Here is a 19,188-nt window from a genome sequence, read left to right on the forward strand (position 1 = left end):
CAGTAGGTGCGGGGGAAGTTGATCAGCCCTTCGTCCTAGGTCCCGGGGCGTGGCGAAGCCCGGACATGGCGAGCCCCGGACATGACGAAGCCCCGGACCGACGGGCGGTCCGGGGCTTCGTGCGGGGTCCCGTACGGGTTCCTCGTACGGGGGAGGGCTCAGGCGGTCCGGCCGGCCGCCGCCCTCTGGCGGGCGTAGCCGACGACCGCGAGCACCAGCGTCAGCCCGCCGGTCCAGTACAACTGCACCCGGGTGCCCTCCTCGCGGGCCATCAGGAAGAAGATCGTCGCCATGCCGGCCAGCGCCACCCAGGTCAGCACCGGGAAGCCCCACATCCGCACGACCAGCTTCTCGGGCGCCTCGCGCTCGGTGCGGCGGCGCAGCACCAGCTGGGAGGCGGCGATGAAGAACCAGACGACCAGGATGATCGCGCCGATCGTGTTCAGCAGCCAGACGAAGATGTCGTCCGGACGCCAGTAGCTCAGCAGCACGCACGCGAAGCCGAAGACGGAGGAGACCAGCACCGCCGGGCGGGGGACCCCGCCGTAGGTGCGGCCGAGCGCCTTGGGGCCCTGGCCGCGCGAGACGAGCGAACCGGCCATCCGGGAGGCGCCGTAGATGTTGGCGTTCATCGCGGAGAGCAGGGCGACCAGGACGACCACGTTCATGATCTGGCCGGCCGCCGGGATGCCCAGGTGGTCGAGGGTCGCGACGTACGGCCCCTTCTCGACGACCGCCTTGTCGCCCCACGGGACCAGCGTGACGATGACCGCCATCGAGCCGATGTAGAAGAGCGCGATCCGCCACATCGCCGTGCGGACCGCCTTGGCGACGCCCTGCACCGGGTGCTCCGACTCGGCCGCCGCGATGGTGACCGTCTCCAGACCGCCGTACGCGAAGACCGAGGCGAGCAGGCCCACGATCAGGCCCTCCGAGCCGTGCGGGAAGAACCCGCCCTCGCCGGTGAGGTTCGCGGTGCCGGGGGCGTCCGTGCCGGGCAGGACGCCGACGATCGCGAGCACGCCGATGCCGAGGAAGAGGACGATCGCGCCGACCTTGAGCGCGGCGAACCAGAACTCGAACTCGCCGAAGTTCTTCACGGCCGCCAGGTTGGTGACGCAGAAGACCAGCATGAAGAGCGCGACCCAGGCCCACTCGGGGCTGCCCGGGAACCAGCCGGTCATGATCTTCGCCGCGCCGATGCCCTCCAGGCCGACGGCGACGCAGAGCAGGAACCAGAACGCCCATCCGGCGGTGAAGCCCGCCCAGGGGCCGAGGGCCCGCTCGGCGTGGACCGAGAAGGAGCCGGAGGCCGGGTTCGCCGCGGACATCTCGCCGAGCATGCGCATCACGAGCATGACGAGCACGCCCGAGATCGCGTAGGCGATCACGATCGAGGGGCCGGCGGCGGCGATGCCGGCGCCGGAGCCGACGAAGAGCCCGGCACCGATGACGCCGCCGAGGGCGATCATCGAGAGATGGCGCTGCTTGAGGCCGTGCGTGAGGCCCTCGGCAGCTGCGGTCGCGCCGTCCTTCCGGTCGGCCGGCGCGGGCGCGGTGGTCCGAGACATGGGCGAGCCCTGTTCACTAGCTGAGACGGGGAGAGCCCACAGTCTGAGCGCGCGCACCGCTCACAGGGAACAGGAGTCCGCTATACGGGCACCAGCCTCACACAAGGTGAAGATTCAGTTCCGGTTCGTGCGCAGCTCCCGCACCCACGCCACGAGCAGCACCGCCCCGGTCGCCGCGCTCGACCACAGCACCTGCGGCCTGGCCGTGTCGTCGAGCAGCATCAGCACCAGCACCACCCCCATCGCGGCGAGCGTCACCCAGGTCAGCCACGGGAAGCCCCACATCCTCAGCGTCAGCGTCTCGGGCGCCTCGCGCTCGATCCGGCGCCGCAGCCGCAGCTGCGAGACCGCGATCAGCGCCCAGACGAACAGCAGCACCGCGCCGACCGCGTTGAGCATGTAGAGGAAGACGGAATCCGGCCACTTCAGATTGAGCAGGACGGAGACGAAGCCGAAGGCCACCGAGGCGAGCACCGCCCGGCGCGGCACCCCGCCGCCCGAGACCCTGAGCAGCCCCTTCGGGGCCTCCCCGCGCTCCGCCAGCGAGAACACCATCCGGGAGGACCCGTACAGGTTCGCGTTGAGCGCCGAGAGCAGCGCCACGAACACCACCACGTTCATGATCTGGCCCGCCGCCGGCACCCCGATCGCGTCCAGGACCGCCACGTACGGCGACTCGCCGGGCTTCATCGACGTCCACGGCAGCAGCGTCACGATCACCAGCATCGAGCCCACGTAGAAGAGCAGGATCCGCCAGACCGCGCTGCGCACCGCCCGCGCCACGTTCCGCGCCGGGTCGTCGGACTCGGCCGCCGCGATCGTCACGACCTCCAGACCGCCGAAGGCGAAGACGACCGCGAGGACGCCCGAGACCACCCCCGACCAGCCGTTCGGCAGGAACCCGCCCTGCCCGGTCAGGTTGGCGAGCCCCACCGGGTCCGTGTCGGGCAGCCATCCGACGATCGCGAGCACGCCCAGGACCAGGAACAGCACGATCGCGCCGACCTTGAGCGCCGCGAACCAGAACTCGAACTCGCCGAAGTTCTTCACCGCCGCCAGGTTGGCCAGGGTGAACACCACCATGAAGACCAGCACCCAGCCCCACTGCGGCACCCCCGGCGCCCAGCCGTGCGCGATCCGCGCCGCGCCCGTCGCCTCCACGGCGAGGACCACGACCAGCAGGAACCAGTACAGCCAGCCCACCGAGAACCCGGCCCAGCGGCCGAGCGCCCGCTCGGCGTGCACCGAGAACGCCCCCGAGGCCGGCATCGCCGCCGACATCTCGCCGAGCATCCGCATCACCAGCATCGCGAGCGCGCCGGCGATCAGATACGAGACCACGATGCCGGGTCCGGCGACCGCGATGCCCGCGCCCGAACCGACGAAGAGACCGGCGCCGATCACGCCGCCCAGCCCCAGCATCGTCAGATGACGCTGCTTCAGGCCATGGGAGAGGGGCTCCGGTTCGGGAGCGAGGGGGTCGTGCATGTGGGGGCTCGTGCTCTCTGGCGGTTTATGGAGACTCCACAGTCTCTCCAGTGACCACCCCCTGGCGCAAAAGGGACCTCCACGGAGGAGTTCCCAGTGACAAGCGTCACGTGGCGCGAGGAGTGAGTGACGGGCTTTGTTCGAACTCCACGAAGCGCTCGCCCCGCGCTTTGTGGGCGGCTGACGGTGATCGAGCGTTCACTCCTGGCATACCGTCAACCTGTCCCACCCACCCTCACCCCCGCGGAGTACCGATGAGCACCGCCGCCGCCCCCGCCCGTACCCTCCGTGCGGGCACCGTCCTCGCCGACCTCATCCCGTCGAGCCGCGCCCGGGACATCACCCTGGTCGTCGGCGGCGCGGCCCTCACCGGCCTCGCCGCGCAGCTCTCCGTCCCGGTCCCCGGCTCCCCGGTCCCGGTCTCCGGCCAGACCTTCGCCGCCCTGCTCGTCGGCACCGCGCTCGGCGCCCGCCGCGGCTTCCTCGCCCTCGCTCTGTACGCGGTGGCCGGCATGGCGGGCGTGCCGTGGTTCGCCGAGGCCTCCTCCGGCTACGGCATGCCGTCCTTCGGCTATGTGCTCGGCATGCTCCTCGCCGCGACCGTCGTCGGTTCCCTCGCCCGCCGCGGTGCCGACCGCTCGGTCCTGCGCACCGCCGGCACGATGGCCCTCGGCTCCGCGATCATCTACGCCGTCGGCGTGCCCTACCTGGCGCTCGCCACCGGCATGACCTTCGGCCAGGCCGTCGCCGCGGGCCTGACGCCCTTCCTCATCGGCGACGCCCTCAAGGCGGCCCTCGCCATGGGTGCCCTCCCCGCCGCCTGGAAGTTCCTCGGCCGCAAGGGCTGAGCGCCCGTCCGCGCACACGAGGAGGGCCCGTCGTTCCCCGAGGAACGACGGGCCCTCCCGCGTACGGACCGCCGGATCACCGGCCCTGTCGTACGGGCCACCGGATCACCGGATCACCGGAGTTCGGAGACCTCCGGGGTCCCGTCGGCCCGGCCGGCCCTGCCGAGGCGCTGGCGGACCAGCGAGATCGCGATGACGAGCGCGGCGACGAGCAGCGACAGGACCACCTGGTCGCGGTTGCTGCCGCCGTCGTAGACCATGTAGCCGAGGACGCCGACGATCATGACGATGGTCGCCCAGGTCAGGTACGGGAAGAGCCACATCCTCACGACGAGCTTCTCCGGCGTCTCGCGCAGGATGATGCCGCGCATCTTCAGCTGGGTCACACAGATGACGAGCCAGACGAAGAGCGCCACCGCGCCGGACGAGTTCAGCAGGAAGGCGAAGACGGTGTCCGGCCACTTGTAGTTGAAGAAGACCGCGGCGAAGCCGAAGACGACCGAGCCGAGGATCGCCGCCGTCGGCACGCCCCGCTTGTTGACCTTGGCGAAGGCCTTCGGCGCGTCACCGCGCTGCCCGAGCGAGAAGGCCATGCGGGAGGCGGTGTAGAGCCCCGAGTTCAGGCAGGAGAGCACGGCGGTCAGGACGATCACGTTCATGATCTGCCCGGCGTGCGCGATGCCGATGGAGTCGAGGGCGGCGACGTACGAGCCCTTCTCGACGATCGACTTGTCGTTCCACGGCAGCAGCGTCAGGACGACGAAGATCGAGCCCAGGTAGAAGACGCCGATGCGCCAGATCACGCTGTTGGTGGCCTTGGTGACGGCCTTCTGAGGGTTCTCGGACTCGCCGGCCGCCAGGGTGACGATCTCGCTGCCCATGAAGGAGAAGACGACCATCAGCACACCGGTGAGGACCGCGCCCGCGCCCATCGGGAAGAAGCCCCCGCTGTCGGTGAGGTGCGCGAAACCGGCGCCCGGGTTGCCCGAGCCGGGGAGCACGCCGAAGACGGCGAGCAGTCCGATGACGACGAAGGCGCCGATGGCGACGACCTTGATGCCGGCGAACCAGAACTCGAACTCGCCGTAGGAGGCGACCGAGCCGAGGTTGGTCGCGGTGAGCACCACCATCACGATGAGCGCCCAGCCCCACTGCGGCACGGCCGGGACCCAGCTCTCCAGGATCTTGGCGCCCGCGGTCGCCTCGACGGCGAGGACGACGACCCAGAAGAACCAGTACAGCCAGCCGATGCTGAAGCCGGCCCAGCGGCCGAGTGCCCGGTCCGCGTAGGCGGAGAAGGAGCCGGAGGAGGGCCGCGCGGCGGCCATCTCGCCCAGCATCCGCATCACGAAGACGACCATGGCGCCGACGAGTGCGTACGAGAGGAGGATCGCGGGACCGGCCGCGGCGATGCCGGAGCCGGAGCCGACGAACAGGCCGGCGCCGATGACGCCGCCGATCGCGATCATCGACAGGTGACGGTTCTTGAGTCCGGCCTTGAGGCCGTCGGAGGACTGCGGGGCGCCGGCCGTGCCGGTGTCCTCGCCGTCCTTCGTCAGGGTCGGTTGCGTGTTCATCGACGCTTCCTCGTGTGTGGGGGGCGCTCGGGTCGCGAGCCCGAGCATTGAACCCCGTGGGAGGGGATGATCGGAAGCCCTCATTCCGGATCGTTGTACGGGCGACATCGCGAGAGTCGAAGGTCCGTACCAGGTCGGGTGAAGGTCCCGACCCCGATGCCTGCTACCCGGGCCCTGACGTGCCACACTCGGCATCATGCGCGTCTATATCGGTTCCGACCACGCCGGCTTTGAACTAAAGAACCACCTCGTCGAGTGGCTCACGGCACACGGCCACGAGCCCGTCGACTGCGGTCCCCACATCTACGACGCCCTGGACGACTACCCGCCGTTCTGCCTGCGCGCCGCCGAGAAGACGGCCGCGGACCCGGACAGCCTGGGCATCGTCATCGGCGGCTCCGGGAACGGCGAGCAGATCGCCGCGAACAAGGTGAAGGGGGTGCGCGCCGCCCTCGCCTGGAGCGAGCAGACCGCCGCCCTCGGCCGCGAGCACAACAACGCCAACGTGATCTCCGTCGGCGGCCGGATGCACACCCGGGAAGAGGCGACGAAGTTCGTCGAGATCTTCCTGACCACCCCGTACTCCGGTGACGAGCGCCACACCCGCCGGATCGACATGCTCACCGCGTACGAGAACACCGGCGAGCTCCCCCCGATCCCGGCCCACCACCCGCAGGAGCCGACCGCCTGATGCCCGAAGGGCACACCATCCACCGACTGGCCGCCGACCACCGGGAACGGTTCGGCGGCCGGTCCGTGCGCGTCTCCAGCCCCCAGGGCAAGTTCGCCGACTCGGCGGCCCTGCTCGACGGCACCGTCCTGGAGACCACCGAGGCCCACGGCAAACACCTCTTCCTCGGCTTCCCCGGCGAGGAATGGATCCACATCCACCTCGGCCTCTTCGGCAAGGTGAACTTCGGCGACGCCCCCGCGCCGCCGCCCACCGACACCGTCCGGCTGCGCCTCGCGAACCCCGAGTCCTACGTCGACCTGCGCGGCCCGACGACCTGCGCGCTCATCACGGACGCCGAGAAGCGGGCGGTGCACGACCGCCTCGGCCCCGACCCGCTGCGCACCGACGACGACCCCGACCGGGCCTGGCGCCGGATATCGAAGTCCCGCACCACCGTCGCCGCCCTCCTCATGGACCAGAAGGTCATCGCGGGCGTCGGCAACGTCTACCGCGCCGAAGTCCTCTTCCGGCACGGCATCGACCCCTACCGCGCCGGCAAGGACCTCACCGCGGGGGAGTGGGACGCGATCTGGACCGACCTCGCCGCACTGATGCGCGAGGGCGTCCGCCTCAACCGCATCGACACCGTCCGCCCCGAGCACACCCCCGAAGCCATGGGCCGCCCGCCGCGCGTCGACGACCACGGCGGCGAGGTCTACGTCTACCGCCGCGCCAATCAGCCCTGCCACCTCTGCGGCACCGGCATCCGCACCGCGGACCTGGCGGCCCGGAACCTCTTCTGGTGCCCGAACTGCCAGACCCGCTGACCGCGCCCCTCCCGTACTCCCGCCGCTAGAACCCGTGCGGCAGCCACGGCGCCACGGGCGAACCGAAGGCGACCGACGCCTCGACCAGCGCCCCCTCCCGCAGCTCCCGCACCCGCCCGGCCGAGGCCAGCGACACCAGCGAGGTGCCGCCCAGATAGGCCGCACCCAACTCCCGTACGGACAGGGCGAGATCGGCCGCGTCCCCGGTCCGCACGCAGCTCGCCCCCTTCGCGTCCCCGGTCAGCCGCCAACGCCCCGCGTTCCACGGGCAGAACGCGTCCTCCACCTCGAACACCACGTCCACCGGCGCCTGGTACGTCCGCGCCTCCAGCGCCGCGCCCACCTCCACGAGCCGGACGAACAGCACCTCCCTCGCCGTCGGCTCGCACCGCCGCACGTCCGACACCAGCTGCCGCCACGCACCGTCCACCGGACTGCTGTGGATCCGCACCGTCGACGTCAGGTCCACCGAGCACAGGAACCGCCACAGCGCCGCCTCCGCCGCCGGATCGAGCGCGAGCACCTGCTGCACCCCCACCGAACCGTCCGCCCCCGCGAACGACCAGTTCGGCTTGATCGCGTAGTGCGCGAAGCCCACGACCTCCCCGTCCCGCTCCGCGAGCACGCACAGCCGGGGCGAGGAACCCCCGCGCTCCGACTCCGGATCGATCAGCGGCAGCCGCTCCCAGCCCGGCCCCCGGGCCACCATCCCCGGCCGCCGAGGCACCAGCCGGGCGTACACCTTCTCGCAGGCCGCCGAGGACTCCGTCAGATCCGCCTGCCGCAGCCGCACCCCGTCCGTGCCCTCCGGCAACGAGAGCCGCACCCGGTTCGTGTCGATCGCCGCGTGCTCCGCCCACGACGCGGCGCCGTAGCCGAACCGCCCGTAGATCACCGGCTCCGAGGCCGTCAGCACGGCCAGCGGCTCACCCGCCGCCCGCACGTCGTCGAGCTGCCGCCGCATCATCGAGGTCAGGATCCCGCGCCGCCGGTGCGTACCCGCCACGCTCACCATCGTCACCCCGGCCGCCGGCACGAGACCCCCGCCCGGCACCGTCAGCCGGAACGAGAACGCCCCCGCCGTCCCCACGCACAGATCCCCGTCCCAGGCACCGAGCGACCGCTCGTACTCCGTGAGGTCCCGCCACAGCGCCCGCGACTCGGCGGGCTCGTGAAGGCCCCCGAACGCGAGGTCCAGCACCTCGAACCAACGGTCCCAGTCGTTCGGGTCGAGAACCCGCAGTTCAGTCGTCATATGCCATCGATATCAGCGGCGCACGCCCAGGGCGACCCGATTTCGCGCACATTGTCACCGGGGTACCCCTGCACGATGTCCGACGGGATGGATAGGGTCCAGGCCAATGGGACACCGCGCAGGAGTGAACACGTACGCGGCCCGCACGCGCAGACGCGCCCGCCGGGCCCGCGTCGCGCTGCGCAGATCCGGTGTCGACTACTTCCGGGGCGACGGCTCCGACCGGCTCGTCTTCGCCGGACTCCTCCTGATGATCCCGGCCATCGCCTGCGGCACCGTCCTCGACCCCGTCTGGTGCTCCCCGGCCGCACTGGTCCTGCCCATCGTGGCCGGCGGACTGCTGCTGCGCCCCGCCAGCCTCCTCGGTCTGTACGCGGCCGCCGCCGGCGCCCTGATCGTCGAGTCCTTCGTCCTCGGCCCCTACACCCAGGGCCCCGCCCGGGTCACCCCCGGCACCGTCCTCGTCGTCGCCGCCTGCGGCCTCTTCGGACTGCTCATCGCCCAGTTCCGGGCCCGCGTCGGCGTGCCCTGGCGGCGCGGCGGCACCATGCTCTTCGACCTCCGCGAACGCATCCGCGTCCAGAGCGCCCTGCCCCGGCTCCCCAAGGGCTGGCACCGCGAGATGGCCCTGCGCCCGGCCGGCGGCCAGTCCTTCTCCGGCGACTTCGTCGTCGCCGCCCGCACCCACGGCGGCCGCACCCTGGAGATCGTCCTCACCGACGTCTCCGGCAAGGGCATGGACGCGGCCTCCCGCTCCCTGCTGCTCTCCGGCGCCTTCGGCGGCCTCCTCGGCTCCCTCCCGCCGCACGCCTTCCTCCCCGCCGCCAACGGCTATCTGCTCCGCCAGGACTGGGACGAGGGCTTCGCCACCTCCATCCACCTGGTCCTCGACCTGGAGTCCGGCGACTACGAACTCTTCTCGGCCGGCCACCTCCCCGCCCTCCAGCTCCACGCGGGCAGCGGACGCTGGGAGGAGAAGGCCGCCGACGGCCCCCTCCTCGGCGTCTACGACCGCGCCGAGTTCCACCCCGTCAAGGGCACCCTGCGCACCGGCGACGTCCTCATGCTCTTCACCGACGGCCTGGTCGAGGCCGCCGACCGGGACATCGCCGAGGGCATCGACCGGCTCACCGGCGAGGCCGACCGCTGCGTCGCCGAGGGCTTCGAGGGCGTCGCCTGGCATCTGATCGAGGCCGTCGCGAAGGACGTCAACGACGACCGCGCGCTGCTCCTGCTCTCCCGGCCCGTCTGACCGGTCCGCCCGGTGTGACGTGATCTTCTCCACGACGATTCGTCACCAGGCAGCGGGGGCAGGGGGGTTGGTGGCACGATGGAGACAGCGGGGGGTGTTCCGGGACACGGGCTCCCTGGTGGGCAAGGCGGGACCGACCGAGGGTGTGATCAGTTGTGGCCATTTCACTGTCTGTGGTGTTGCTGTTGGCAATCATCCTGGTGGTGCTGATCCGCGGGGGGAACCTCAAGGCCGGCCCGGCCGTGGTGGCCGTGCTCTTCGGCTTCTTCCTCGCCTCGACCGGCATGGCCGACGACATCCAGCGCTTCCTGGACTCGATAACGCAGACGGTCGCGTCCATCAAGTTCTGACGCGGACGCCTACCGCTTCCTGCCCTTCTTCTTCCTCTTCTTCCTCGAAGGGGAGGCCGACTTCTGCTTCGCGGCGGCGGCGGGCTTCGCCTTCTTCGCCGGGACGTCCTGCTTCGCCTTGCCCTTCGGGGCGGGCGCGGCGGGCTTCTCGACGGCGGGCTTCTCCCCGGCGGCCTTCGCCGCCGCGGCCGCGGCCGCCGTGTCCTTCCGCGAACGGGCCGTCGGCCAGGTGAGTTCGAGCTCCAGCTCGACCTCTCCGTCACCCACCTCGAACTCCACCTCGGAGCGGAGTTCGTCGGGGATCCACAGGCTCACCGTTCCCGACCCCAGGTCGAGCTCGACCTCCCCGCCCTTCCGTAGCGCGGCGGCCAGCGCCGTCAGCCGGTCCGCGGCCTCACCGCGGGACAGGGAGCGCTTCTGCTCGAACTTCAGGTCCTTCATGGCTGCCTCCGATCCTGAGGCCAGTCTGCACGCGCCCGCCGGACCCGGCATCTCGGCCGGGAGACACCCTCGGAACGGCCCCGGAAACGCCTCGGGGCCGGTCCGGAGAAGACTTCTCCGGACCGGCCCCGACGCTCGTGGAGCGGGTGACGGGAATCGAACCCGCGTAGCTAGTTTGGAAGACTAGTGCTCTACCATTGAGCTACACCCGCACAGCATCGCGCCGCAGGTCACGAGGACCGCGGCACGAGGAGCATGTTAGCGGTTCGGGGGCCGTTCGCGCACACCCGTAAAAGAGGGGGCGCCGCACAGTCCCCGTCCATGTACCCTACGTGTCGCACCGACGGGGTGTGGCGCAGCTTGGTAGCGCGTCCGCTTTGGGAGCGGAAGGCCGTGGGTTCAAATCCCGCCACCCCGACCATGACGATCAGGCGCCCACCTCGCGCACTCTTGATCACGTTGTGGGCGTCATCCCGCTTGCGGTTACTATGCAAGCTGCGTGCCCGTGTGTCTTTCTGACCGGGCCGACCCGCCGGACCCGCGTCACGCGGCGACGGCGGTTTCCAGGAATCAGCCACAAGGAGACCGAACCGTGAAGAGCGCCGTGGAGACCCTGAACCCGACCCGGGTTCGGCTCACTGTCGAGGTGCCCTTCGAGGAGCTCAAGGACAGCCTCGACGCGGCGTACAAGAAGATCAACCAGCAGGTCACGGTCAAGGGCTTCCGTAAGGGCAAGATCCCTGCTCGCGTGATCGACCAGCGGTTCGGCCGCGGCGCCGTGCTGGAAGAGGCCGTCAACGACGCGCTCCCGAAGTTCTACACCGAGGCCGTCAACGAGGCCGAGGTCAACCCGCTCGGCCAGCCCGAGGTCGACATCACCGAGCTGAAGGACGGCGAGCTGCTGGCCTTCACCGCCGAGGTCGACATCCGCCCGACGATCGAGATCCCGGACTACTCCGGCATCGAGGTCACCGTCGACGCGGTCGAGGTCACCGACGAGGACGTCGAGAAGTCCGTGGAGCAGCTCCGCGAGCGCTTCGCCTCGACCTCCCCGGTCGAGCGTGCCGCCCAGGACGGCGACGTCGTCACCATCGACCTGCAGGCCAAGGTCGACGGCGAGGTCCTCCCGGACGGTGTCGCCGACGGTGTCTCGTACACCATCGGTTCGGGCGAGCTGCTCGACGGCATCGACGAGGCCGTCAAGGGCCTGGAGGCCGGTGGCGAGGCCACCTTCACCTCGCAGCTGAAGGGCGGCTCCGCCGAGGGCAAGGACGCGGAGGTCACCGTCAAGGTCACCACCGTCGCCGCCCGTGAGCTCCCCGAGCTGGACGACGACTTCGCGCAGATGGCGTCGGAGTTCGACACCCTCGACGAGCTCAAGGCCGACAGCCGCAAGCGCCTCGAGAACATGAAGCAGTTCGACCAGGCCACCCAGGCCCAGGAGCGCGTCCTCGACGAGCTCCTCAAGCTGGTCGAGGTCCCGATGCCCGAGAAGCTTCTCGAGGACGAGATCAACACCCGCAAGCACAACCTGGAGCACCACCAGCTCGGCCAGATGGGCCTCGACCTCGCGAAGTACCTGGAGATCCAGGGCAAGACCGAGGAAGAGTTCCTGGCCGAGACCAAGGAGCAGGCCGAGAAGGGCATCAAGACGCAGTTCATCCTCGATGAGCTCGTCAACAAGGAGAAGCTCGAGGTCTCCCGCGAGGAGCTCACCGAGCACCTGTTCCGCCGTGCCGCCTCCTCCGGCATGAGCCCGGACCAGTTCGCCCAGGCCGTGGCCGAGGGCGGCCAGGTGCCGATGCTCGTCGGCGAGGTCGCCCGCGGCAAGGCCCTCGCGGTCGTCGTCGAGGCCGCCAAGGTCGTCGACTCCAACGGCGAGGTCGTCGACCTCTCGGACGACGAGGACGAGGTCGAGGCCGCCGCCGAGGCCGTCGAGGCCGTCACCGGCGAGGCCGAGGTCTCCGAGGACAAGTAAGGCTCACCGCGAGGCCCGCGCCCCGCGCTGAACCCCGCTCCACGGGCCCGTACGCACTCCTGTGCGTACGGGCCCGTGGACGTAGCGGGACCCCGTTACACGCCCCCAACTACCTTGCGCTCCCAGCGAACAGTTCGGGAACCGGGATGGCGTTGTCCTACCTGCGCGTTAGGGTCCATGAATACGAGGGCAGTGCCCTCTGAACGAGACGCTGAGACGGCCCTGGCCGTCGGAGACGAGCAGGTGGATACGTGACGAATCTGAAGCCTTACGCCGCGGGTGAGCCGTCCATCGGTGGCGGCCTCGGCGACCATGTCTACAACCGGCTGCTCGGCGAGCGCATCGTCTTCCTCGGCCAGCAGGTCGACGACGAGATCGCCAACAAGATCACCGCCCAGATGCTCCTCCTGGCCGCCGAGCCGGAGAAGGACATCTACCTGTACATCAACAGCCCCGGTGGCTCGGTGACGGCCGGCATGGCCGTCTACGACACCATGCAGTTCATCCCGAACGACGTCGTCACCATCGGTATGGGCATGGCGGCCTCCATGGGCCAGTTCCTGCTCACCGCCGGCGCCCCCGGCAAGCGCTTCGCGCTGCCGAACACCGACATCCTGATGCACCAGGGCTCCGCCGGCATCGGCGGTACGGCCTCCGACATCAAGATCCAGGCGGAGTACCTCCTGCGCACGAAGAAGCGCATGGCCGAGATCACCGCGCAGCACTCCGGCCAGACCGTCGAGGCGATCATCCGCGACGGTGACCGCGACCGCTGGTTCACCGCCGACGAGGCCAAGGAGTACGGCCTCATCGACGACATCATCACCCACGCCGCGGGCGTTCCCGGCGGCGGTGGCACGGGCGCCTGAGCCCGGCCGACCGCTGAACAGCCCCAGCCCCCGCCGAACGCCACCAGGACGGTGAACACCCAGATGCAGAACAACCTCTCCGCGAGCGGCCTCTACACCGGCGCGCCGATGGACAACCGCTACGTCGTGCCGCGCTTCGTGGAGCGCACCTCGCAGGGCGTGCGCGAGTACGACCCGTACGCGAAGCTGTTCGAGGAGCGCGTGATCTTCCTCGGCGTGCAGATCGACGACGCCTCCGCCAACGACGTCATGGCGCAGCTGCTGTGCCTGGAGTCGATGGACCCGGACCGCGACATCTCGATCTACATCAACAGCCCCGGTGGCTCCTTCACCGCGCTGACGGCGATCTACGACACGATGCAGTTCGTGAAGCCGGACATCCAGACGGTCTGCATGGGCCAGGCGGCCTCCGCCGCGGCCGTGCTGCTCGCCGCCGGCACCCCCGGCAAGCGGATGGCCCTGCCGAACGCCCGCGTGCTGATCCACCAGCCCTCCGGCGGCACCGGCCGTGAGCAGCTCTCCGACCTGGAGATCGCGGCCCGCGAGATCCTGCGGATGCGCAGCCAGCTGGAGGAGATGCTGGCCAAGCACTCCTCGACGCCGATCGAGAAGATCCGCGACGACATCGAGCGCGACAAGATCCTGACGGCCGAGGACGCCCTGGCGTACGGTCTCGTCGACCAGATCGTCTCGACCCGTAAGAGCACGGCCTCCGCCGAGCGCTGACGCCCGACCTTCCCCTGGCACGGCCCGTGTGGCCGAATCACGACCATGTGAACCGTGCCAAGGGGGGCCCGAACGAGGGGCCCGGCAAGGTACCGTCGAATATGAGGCACCAGGAGTCGCTGAACCAAGCGCTCCCAGGCGAAGGGGAAGCACCTCGTGGCACGCATCGGTGATGGCGGCGACCTGCTCAAGTGCTCGTTCTGCGGAAAGAGCCAGAAGCAGGTGAAGAAGCTCATCGCGGGACCCGGTGTGTACATCTGCGACGAGTGCATCGACCTCTGCAACGAGATCATCGAGGAAGAACTCGCGGAGACGAGCGAGGTGCGCTGGGAGGAACTTCCCAAGCCCCGCGAGATCTACGAGTTCCTCGAGGGGTACGTCGTCGGGCAGGAGCCCGCGAAGAAGGCCCTCTCGGTCGCGGTGTACAACCACTACAAGCGCGTCCAGGCCGGCGAGAACGGCGGCGCGCAGGGCCGGGACGACGCCATCGAACTGGCCAAGTCCAACATTCTGCTGCTGGGTCCCACGGGTTCGGGCAAGACGCTCCTGGCCCAGACCCTGGCCCGCATGCTCAACGTCCCGTTCGCCATCGCCGACGCGACGGCGCTGACGGAGGCCGGCTATGTCGGCGAGGACGTCGAGAACATCCTGCTCAAGCTGATCCAGGCAGCCGACTACGACGTCAAGAAGGCCGAGACCGGGATCATCTACATCGACGAGATCGACAAGGTCGCCCGTAAGAGCGAAAACCCGTCGATCACGCGCGACGTCTCGGGCGAGGGCGTGCAGCAGGCCCTGCTGAAGATCCTGGAGGGCACCACCGCCTCCGTGCCGCCGCAGGGCGGACGGAAGCACCCCCACCAGGAGTTCATCCAGATCGACACGACGAACGTGCTCTTCATCGTGGGCGGCGCCTTCGCCGGCCTGGAGAAGATCATCGAGTCGCGGGCGGGCGCCAAGGGCATCGGCTTCGGGGCGACCATCCGCTCCAAGCGCGAGATCGAGGCGAGCGACCAGTTCCAGGAGGTCATGCCGGAGGACCTGGTGAAGTTCGGGATGATCCCGGAGTTCATCGGCCGTCTCCCCGTCCTCACCTCGGTCCACAACCTGGACCGCGAGGCGCTCCTGCAGATCCTCGTCGAGCCGCGCAACGCGCTGGTGAAGCAGTACCAGCGCCTCTTCGAACTCGACGGTGTGGAGCTGGACTTCGACCGCCCGGCCCTGGAGGCCATCGCCGACCAGGCGATCCTCCGCGGCACCGGCGCGCGCGGCCTGCGCGCCATCATGGAGGAGGTCCTCCAGTCGGTGATGTACGAGGTCCCGTCCCGCAAGGACGTGGCCCGCGTGGTCATCACGGCCGACGTCGTCCGAAACAACGTCAACCCGACGCTGGTCCCGCGGATCGTGAAGAACGACGGCAGGCACGAGAAGTCGGCCTGAGCCGTACGGACATGAAAGGGGCGCCCCGCCGGCCGGCGGGGCGCCCCTTCCGCATGTGCGGCGAGCCGGTCAGAGCTTGACGCGGATCTCCTTGCGGAGCTTGGCGGCGATGGCGGCGGCGTCCGCGGGCGCGGTGCCCTTGCCCGCCATCAGGTCGGCGATGTCCATGGGCATCACGTAGCCGAGCGTGCTGTGGTCGCTCCAGACGCACACCGGCATGGTGATCTCCTTCGGGCCGAGGCTGCTCGTGCCCGAACCGGTGTCCGTCTTGGACTTGATCTCCTGGCACTTCAGGAGAGCGCCGTCGAGCCCCTCGGGAGTGAACTCCTGCGGGTCGCCGACCAGCTGGGCCTTGCCGTCCTTCTCCTTCGCGGCCTCGGCGCGCATGTTCTCGAAGAGGGCGTCGAGGGTCTTCTCCGGGTCGTCGATCTGGCCGTACGCGCCACCGAACTGCAGCAGCTTTCCTGCCAGCGGGTTGCTCTCGTCCTTGACCTGCCACTGCGCGTTGACGCGCTGCGGGTTCTTCATGCCGAACTTCGCGGCGTCCTTGACGAAGTCATCGTCGTCGCTCTTGCTGCTCCCCTTGTCGGGAGACTTCTTGTACTCGCCGAGGACCGTCTCGGGGGTCGTCAGCTTGTGCGGGCCGTCGTCGGCCACCGACGCGCCGCCGCCTCCACCGAGCACGAAGTACACGCCCACGCCGATCGCCGCGACGACCGCCACCGCGCCGATGATCCAGCCGGCCTTCGACTTCTTCGGGGCCGGCGGGTGCGGCATGTAGCCGCCGGGGCCCTGCGGGGCGCCGTACTGCGGCTGCTGGCCGTACGGGCCGGGCTGCTGGGGCTGCTGCGGGTAGCCGTAAGGGGGCTGCTGCGGCGGGACGCCCTGCGGGGCCTGCTGCGGGTAGCCGTAACCCGGCTGGGGAGCCTGCGGCTGCCCGTACGGCCCCGGCTGCTGCGGCTGCTGGCCGTAGGGGCCCGGCTGGCCGTAGGGACCGGGCTGCTGGGGCGGCTGGCCGCCGTACGGCCCCGGCTGGTTGTAGCTCATCGACAGGTTCCCCTCACAGGATGTTTATGCCTGCCGGACATCCTGACGGAACCGCCGGGGCGGCAGTGCGGCGGGGGCCACACCGTTACCGAACAATCGCGTTTCAGGACACCGCCACCGCACCCCTAAACTGGCCCCGTGACCGAGAACACTCAGCAGCAGACAGCGCCCACCACCGAACTGCCGACCACCTACGCGCCGGCCGAGGTAGAGGGGGAGCTGTACGAGCGCTGGGTAGACCGGGGGTACTTCGAGGCCGACGCGAAGAGCGAGAAGCCTCCGTACACCATCGTCATCCCGCCGCCGAACGTCACCGGCGCCCTGCACCTGGGCCACGCCTTCCAGGTGACGCTCATGGACGCCCTGACCCGCCGCAAGCGCATGCAGGGCTTCGAGACGCTCTGGCTGCCGGGCATGGACCACGCCGGCATCGCGACCCAGAACAAGGTCGAGCAGCAGCTCGCCGAGGAGGGCAAGTCCCGCCACGACCTGGGCCGCGACGAGTTCGTCGACCGCGTCTGGCAGTGGAAGGACGAGTACGGCGGCCGCATCCTCGGCCAGCTGCGCCGCCTCGGCGCCGGTCTCGACTGGTCGCGCGAGCGCTTCACCATGGACGAGGGCCTGTCCAAGGCCGTCCAGAAGATCTTCAAGGACCTCTACGAGGACGGTCTGATCTACCGCGCCGAGCGCATCATCAACTGGTGCCCGCGCTGTCTGACCGCCATCTCGGACATCGAGGTCGAGTACCAGGACGACGCCGGCGAGCTGGTCTCCATTCGGTACGGCGAGGGCGACGACTCCCTGGTGGTCGCCACGACCCGCGCCGAGACGATGCTCGGCGACACGGCCGTCGCCGTCCACCCGGACGACGAGCGCTACAAGCACCTGGTCGGCAAGCAGATCAAGCTGCCGCTGACCGACCGGACCATCCCGGTCGTCGCCGACACCCACGTCGACCCGGAGTTCGGCACCGGCGCCGTCAAGGTGACCCCGGCGCACGACCCGAACGACTTCGAGATCGGCCGCCGCCACGACCTGCCCTCGCTCACCGTCATGGACGAGCACGGCATCATCACCGTCCACGGCCCGTTCCTCGGCCTGGACCGCTTCGAGGCCCGCTCGGCGATCGTCGGCGCGCTCAAGGAGCAGGGCCGGATCGTCGCCGAGAAGCGCCCGTACATGCACTCCGTCGGCCACTGCTCGCGCTGCAAGACGACCGTCGAGCCGCGCCTGTCGATGCAGTGGTGGGTCAAGGTCGGCCCGCTGGCGCAGGCCGCCGGTGACGCCGTCCGCGACGGCTCCGTCGAGATCCACCCGAAGGAGCTCTCCAAGCGCTACTTCGACTGGGTCGACAACATGCACGACTGGTGCATCTCGCGCCAGCTGTGGTGGGGTCACCGCATCCCGATCTGGTACGGCCCCGAGGGCCAGGTCGTCTGCGTCGGACCCGACGAGGAGGCGCCCGGCACCGAGGCCGAGGGCTGGACCCAGGACCCCGACGTCCTGGACACCTGGTTCTCCTCCGGCCTGTGGCCGTTCTCCACGCTCGGCTGGCCGGAGAAGACCCCGGACCTGGCGAAGTTCTACTCGACCGACGTCCTGCTCACCGGCCACGACATCATCTTCTTCTGGGTCGCCCGGATGATGATGTTCGGCCTGTATGCGATGGACGGTGAGGTCCCCTTCAAGACCGTCGCCCTCACCGGCCTCGTCCGCGACGAGTTCGGCAAGAAGATGTCGAAGTCCAACCCGAACGCGGTCGACCCGCTGGACTGGATGGACGCGTACGGCTCCGACGCCGTCCGCTTCACCCTGGCCAAGGGCGCCAACCCTGGCGCGGACGTCCCGATCGGCGAGGACTGGGTCCAGGCGTCCCGGAACTTCGCCAACAAGATCTGGAACGCGACCCGGTTCGCCATGATGAACGGCGCCACCATCGAGGGCCCGCTGCCGGACGCCTCCGAGATGTCCGCGACCGACCGCTGGATCCTGTCGCGGCTCAACGAGACCGTCGCCCAGGTCGACGCGTACTACGAGGACTTCCAGTTCGCCAAGCTCAGCGAGTTGCTCTACCACTTCGCGTGGGACGAGGTCTTCGCCTGGTACGTCGAGCTGTCGAAGACCACGTTCTTCGCGGGCGGCGAGGGCGCCAAGGTCTCCGGCCGCGTCCTCGGCGAGGTCCTGGACGTCATGCTGCGCCTGCTGCACCCGATCGTCCCGTTCGTCACCGACACCCTGTGGACCACCCTCACCGGCGGTGAGTCCCTGGTGATCGCCGACTGGCCCAAGGACTCGGGTTTCCGCGACGAGGCCGCGGAGAAGGAGATCGAGCTGGTCCAGCGGGTCGTCACCGAGGTCCGCCGCTTCCGCAAGGAGCAGGGCCTCCAGGACGCCCAGAAGGTGCCGGCCCGCCTCACCGTCGACGGCACCCCGCTCGTCGCGCACGAGGCCGCCATCCGGCAGATCCTGCGGCTCCAGCCGGAGGGCGAGGGCTTCGCCGCCACCGCCTCCCTGCCGGTCGCCGGTGCCACCGTCGCGCTCGACCTGTCGGGCACGATCGACGTGGCCGCGGAGCGCAAGCGCCTCGCGAAGGACCTCGCCGCGGCGGAGAAGGAGAAGGCCCAGGCGAACGGGAAGCTCGGCAACGAGGCCTTCCTCGCCAAGGCCCCGGACAACGTGGTCGACAAGATCCGCACCCGCCTCGCCAAGGCGGAGGAGGACATCGCCCGCATCGAGACCCAGCTGGCGAGCCTGCCGCAGGCCTGACCCACGGCATGAGGAAGGGCCCGGAACCGCTCGTCGGTTCCGGGCCCTTCCGCAAAGCGGACGAAGTGCCCGATGTCACA

16 protein-coding genes and 2 tRNA genes are annotated in these 19,188 nt (G+C 69.9%); 11 read left to right on the forward strand and 7 right to left on the reverse strand.

Annotated elements, in window-relative coordinates; all coding sequences use genetic code 11:
- Positions 1-158: 158 nt before the first annotated feature.
- Positions 159-1,571 carry an amino acid permease gene (locus tag ASD33_RS14665; RefSeq protein ID WP_056558874.1) on the reverse strand — a complete coding sequence of 471 codons (1,413 nt, stop codon included), beginning with the start codon at positions 1,569-1,571 and terminating at the stop codon, positions 159-161.
- A gap of 114 nt (positions 1,572-1,685) precedes the next feature.
- Positions 1,686-3,059, reverse strand: a complete 1,374-nt coding sequence (locus ASD33_RS14670) for an amino acid permease (protein WP_056558878.1) — start codon at positions 3,057-3,059, stop codon at positions 1,686-1,688.
- Between the two features lie 254 nt (positions 3,060-3,313).
- Between ASD33_RS14670 and ASD33_RS14675 the strand changes: the two genes are divergently transcribed.
- Positions 3,314-3,907, forward strand: a complete 594-nt coding sequence (locus ASD33_RS14675; RefSeq protein ID WP_056558881.1) for a biotin transporter BioY — start codon at positions 3,314-3,316, stop codon at positions 3,905-3,907.
- A gap of 113 nt (positions 3,908-4,020) precedes the next feature.
- Here ASD33_RS14675 and ASD33_RS14680 read toward each other — a convergent pair whose 3' ends face one another.
- Positions 4,021-5,484 carry an amino acid permease gene (locus ASD33_RS14680; RefSeq protein ID WP_056558885.1) on the reverse strand — a complete coding sequence of 488 codons (1,464 nt, stop codon included), beginning with the start codon at positions 5,482-5,484 and terminating at the stop codon, positions 4,021-4,023.
- Positions 5,485-5,680: 196 nt separating this feature from the next.
- Between ASD33_RS14680 and ASD33_RS14685 the strand changes: the two genes are divergently transcribed.
- Both ASD33_RS14685 and ASD33_RS14690 read left to right on the forward strand, forming a co-directional pair.
- Positions 5,681-6,175, forward strand: a complete 495-nt coding sequence (locus ASD33_RS14685; RefSeq protein WP_056558888.1) for a ribose-5-phosphate isomerase — start codon at positions 5,681-5,683, stop codon at positions 6,173-6,175.
- Entirely contained in the window at positions 6,175-6,984 is an 810-nt protein-coding gene (locus tag ASD33_RS14690; protein WP_056558890.1) for a DNA-formamidopyrimidine glycosylase family protein, read from the forward strand. The genes ASD33_RS14685 and ASD33_RS14690 overlap by 1 nt, the downstream gene beginning before the upstream one ends.
- A 25-nt stretch (positions 6,985-7,009) precedes the next feature.
- Here the strand turns inward: ASD33_RS14690 and ASD33_RS14695 are convergent, their stop codons facing one another.
- Positions 7,010-8,239 carry a GNAT family N-acetyltransferase gene (locus ASD33_RS14695; RefSeq protein WP_056558893.1) on the reverse strand — a complete coding sequence of 410 codons (1,230 nt, stop codon included), beginning with the start codon at positions 8,237-8,239 and terminating at the stop codon, positions 7,010-7,012.
- Positions 8,240-8,345: 106 nt separating this feature from the next.
- Here ASD33_RS14695 and ASD33_RS14700 point away from each other — a divergent pair, with 106 nt between their 5' ends.
- Positions 8,346-9,491 (forward strand): PP2C family protein-serine/threonine phosphatase, encoded by a 1,146-nt coding sequence (locus ASD33_RS14700; protein WP_056558895.1) that lies wholly within the window; start codon positions 8,346-8,348, stop codon positions 9,489-9,491.
- 155 nt (positions 9,492-9,646) lie between these two features.
- The gene (locus ASD33_RS14705; RefSeq protein WP_056558898.1) at positions 9,647-9,841 is read left to right on the forward strand and encodes a hypothetical protein; all 195 of its coding nucleotides are present in this window, start codon (positions 9,647-9,649) and stop codon (positions 9,839-9,841) included.
- Positions 9,842-9,850: 9 nt separating this feature from the next.
- Here ASD33_RS14705 and ASD33_RS14710 read toward each other — a convergent pair whose 3' ends face one another.
- Both ASD33_RS14710 and ASD33_RS14715 read right to left on the reverse strand, forming a co-directional pair.
- Positions 9,851-10,282: an amphi-Trp domain-containing protein gene (locus ASD33_RS14710; RefSeq protein WP_056558901.1), complete on the reverse strand. Its 432-nt coding sequence runs from the start codon at positions 10,280-10,282 to the stop codon at positions 9,851-9,853.
- Positions 10,283-10,420: 138 nt separating this feature from the next.
- Positions 10,421-10,494: transfer RNA gene (locus ASD33_RS14715), tRNA-Gly, on the reverse strand.
- A 132-nt stretch (positions 10,495-10,626) separates the two neighbouring features.
- On the opposite strand from ASD33_RS14715, the gene ASD33_RS14720 reads away from it, so the two are divergent.
- The 5 genes from ASD33_RS14720 (at position 10,627) to clpX (ending at position 15,295) form a co-directional block, all read left to right on the forward strand.
- A tRNA-Pro gene (locus tag ASD33_RS14720) sits at positions 10,627-10,703 on the forward strand.
- A 171-nt stretch (positions 10,704-10,874) separates the two neighbouring features.
- Entirely contained in the window at positions 10,875-12,260 is a 1,386-nt protein-coding gene (gene tig, locus ASD33_RS14725; protein WP_056558904.1) for a trigger factor, read from the forward strand.
- A gap of 251 nt (positions 12,261-12,511) precedes the next feature.
- Positions 12,512-13,129, forward strand: a complete 618-nt coding sequence (locus ASD33_RS14730) for an ATP-dependent Clp protease proteolytic subunit (protein ID WP_056558905.1) — start codon at positions 12,512-12,514, stop codon at positions 13,127-13,129.
- Between the two features lie 63 nt (positions 13,130-13,192).
- Complete coding sequence (locus ASD33_RS14735) at positions 13,193-13,855, forward strand: ATP-dependent Clp protease proteolytic subunit (RefSeq protein WP_056561395.1); 663 nt, start codon at positions 13,193-13,195, stop codon at positions 13,853-13,855.
- 156 nt (positions 13,856-14,011) lie between these two features.
- Complete coding sequence (clpX, locus tag ASD33_RS14740) at positions 14,012-15,295, forward strand: ATP-dependent Clp protease ATP-binding subunit ClpX (RefSeq protein WP_015033605.1); 1,284 nt, start codon at positions 14,012-14,014, stop codon at positions 15,293-15,295.
- Positions 15,296-15,364: 69 nt separating this feature from the next.
- Here the strand turns inward: clpX and ASD33_RS14745 are convergent, their stop codons facing one another.
- Positions 15,365-16,342, reverse strand: a complete 978-nt coding sequence (locus tag ASD33_RS14745; protein ID WP_056558909.1) for a hypothetical protein — start codon at positions 16,340-16,342, stop codon at positions 15,365-15,367.
- Between the two features lie 138 nt (positions 16,343-16,480).
- On the opposite strand from ASD33_RS14745, the gene ASD33_RS14750 reads away from it, so the two are divergent.
- Entirely contained in the window at positions 16,481-19,108 is a 2,628-nt protein-coding gene (locus tag ASD33_RS14750; RefSeq protein ID WP_056558914.1) for a valine--tRNA ligase, read from the forward strand.
- Positions 19,109-19,188: the final 80 nt, after the last annotated feature.

This window comes from Streptomyces sp. Root1304, from assembly GCF_001426405.1.
In the GTDB taxonomy this organism is placed as follows: domain Bacteria; phylum Actinomycetota; class Actinomycetes; order Streptomycetales; family Streptomycetaceae; genus Streptomyces.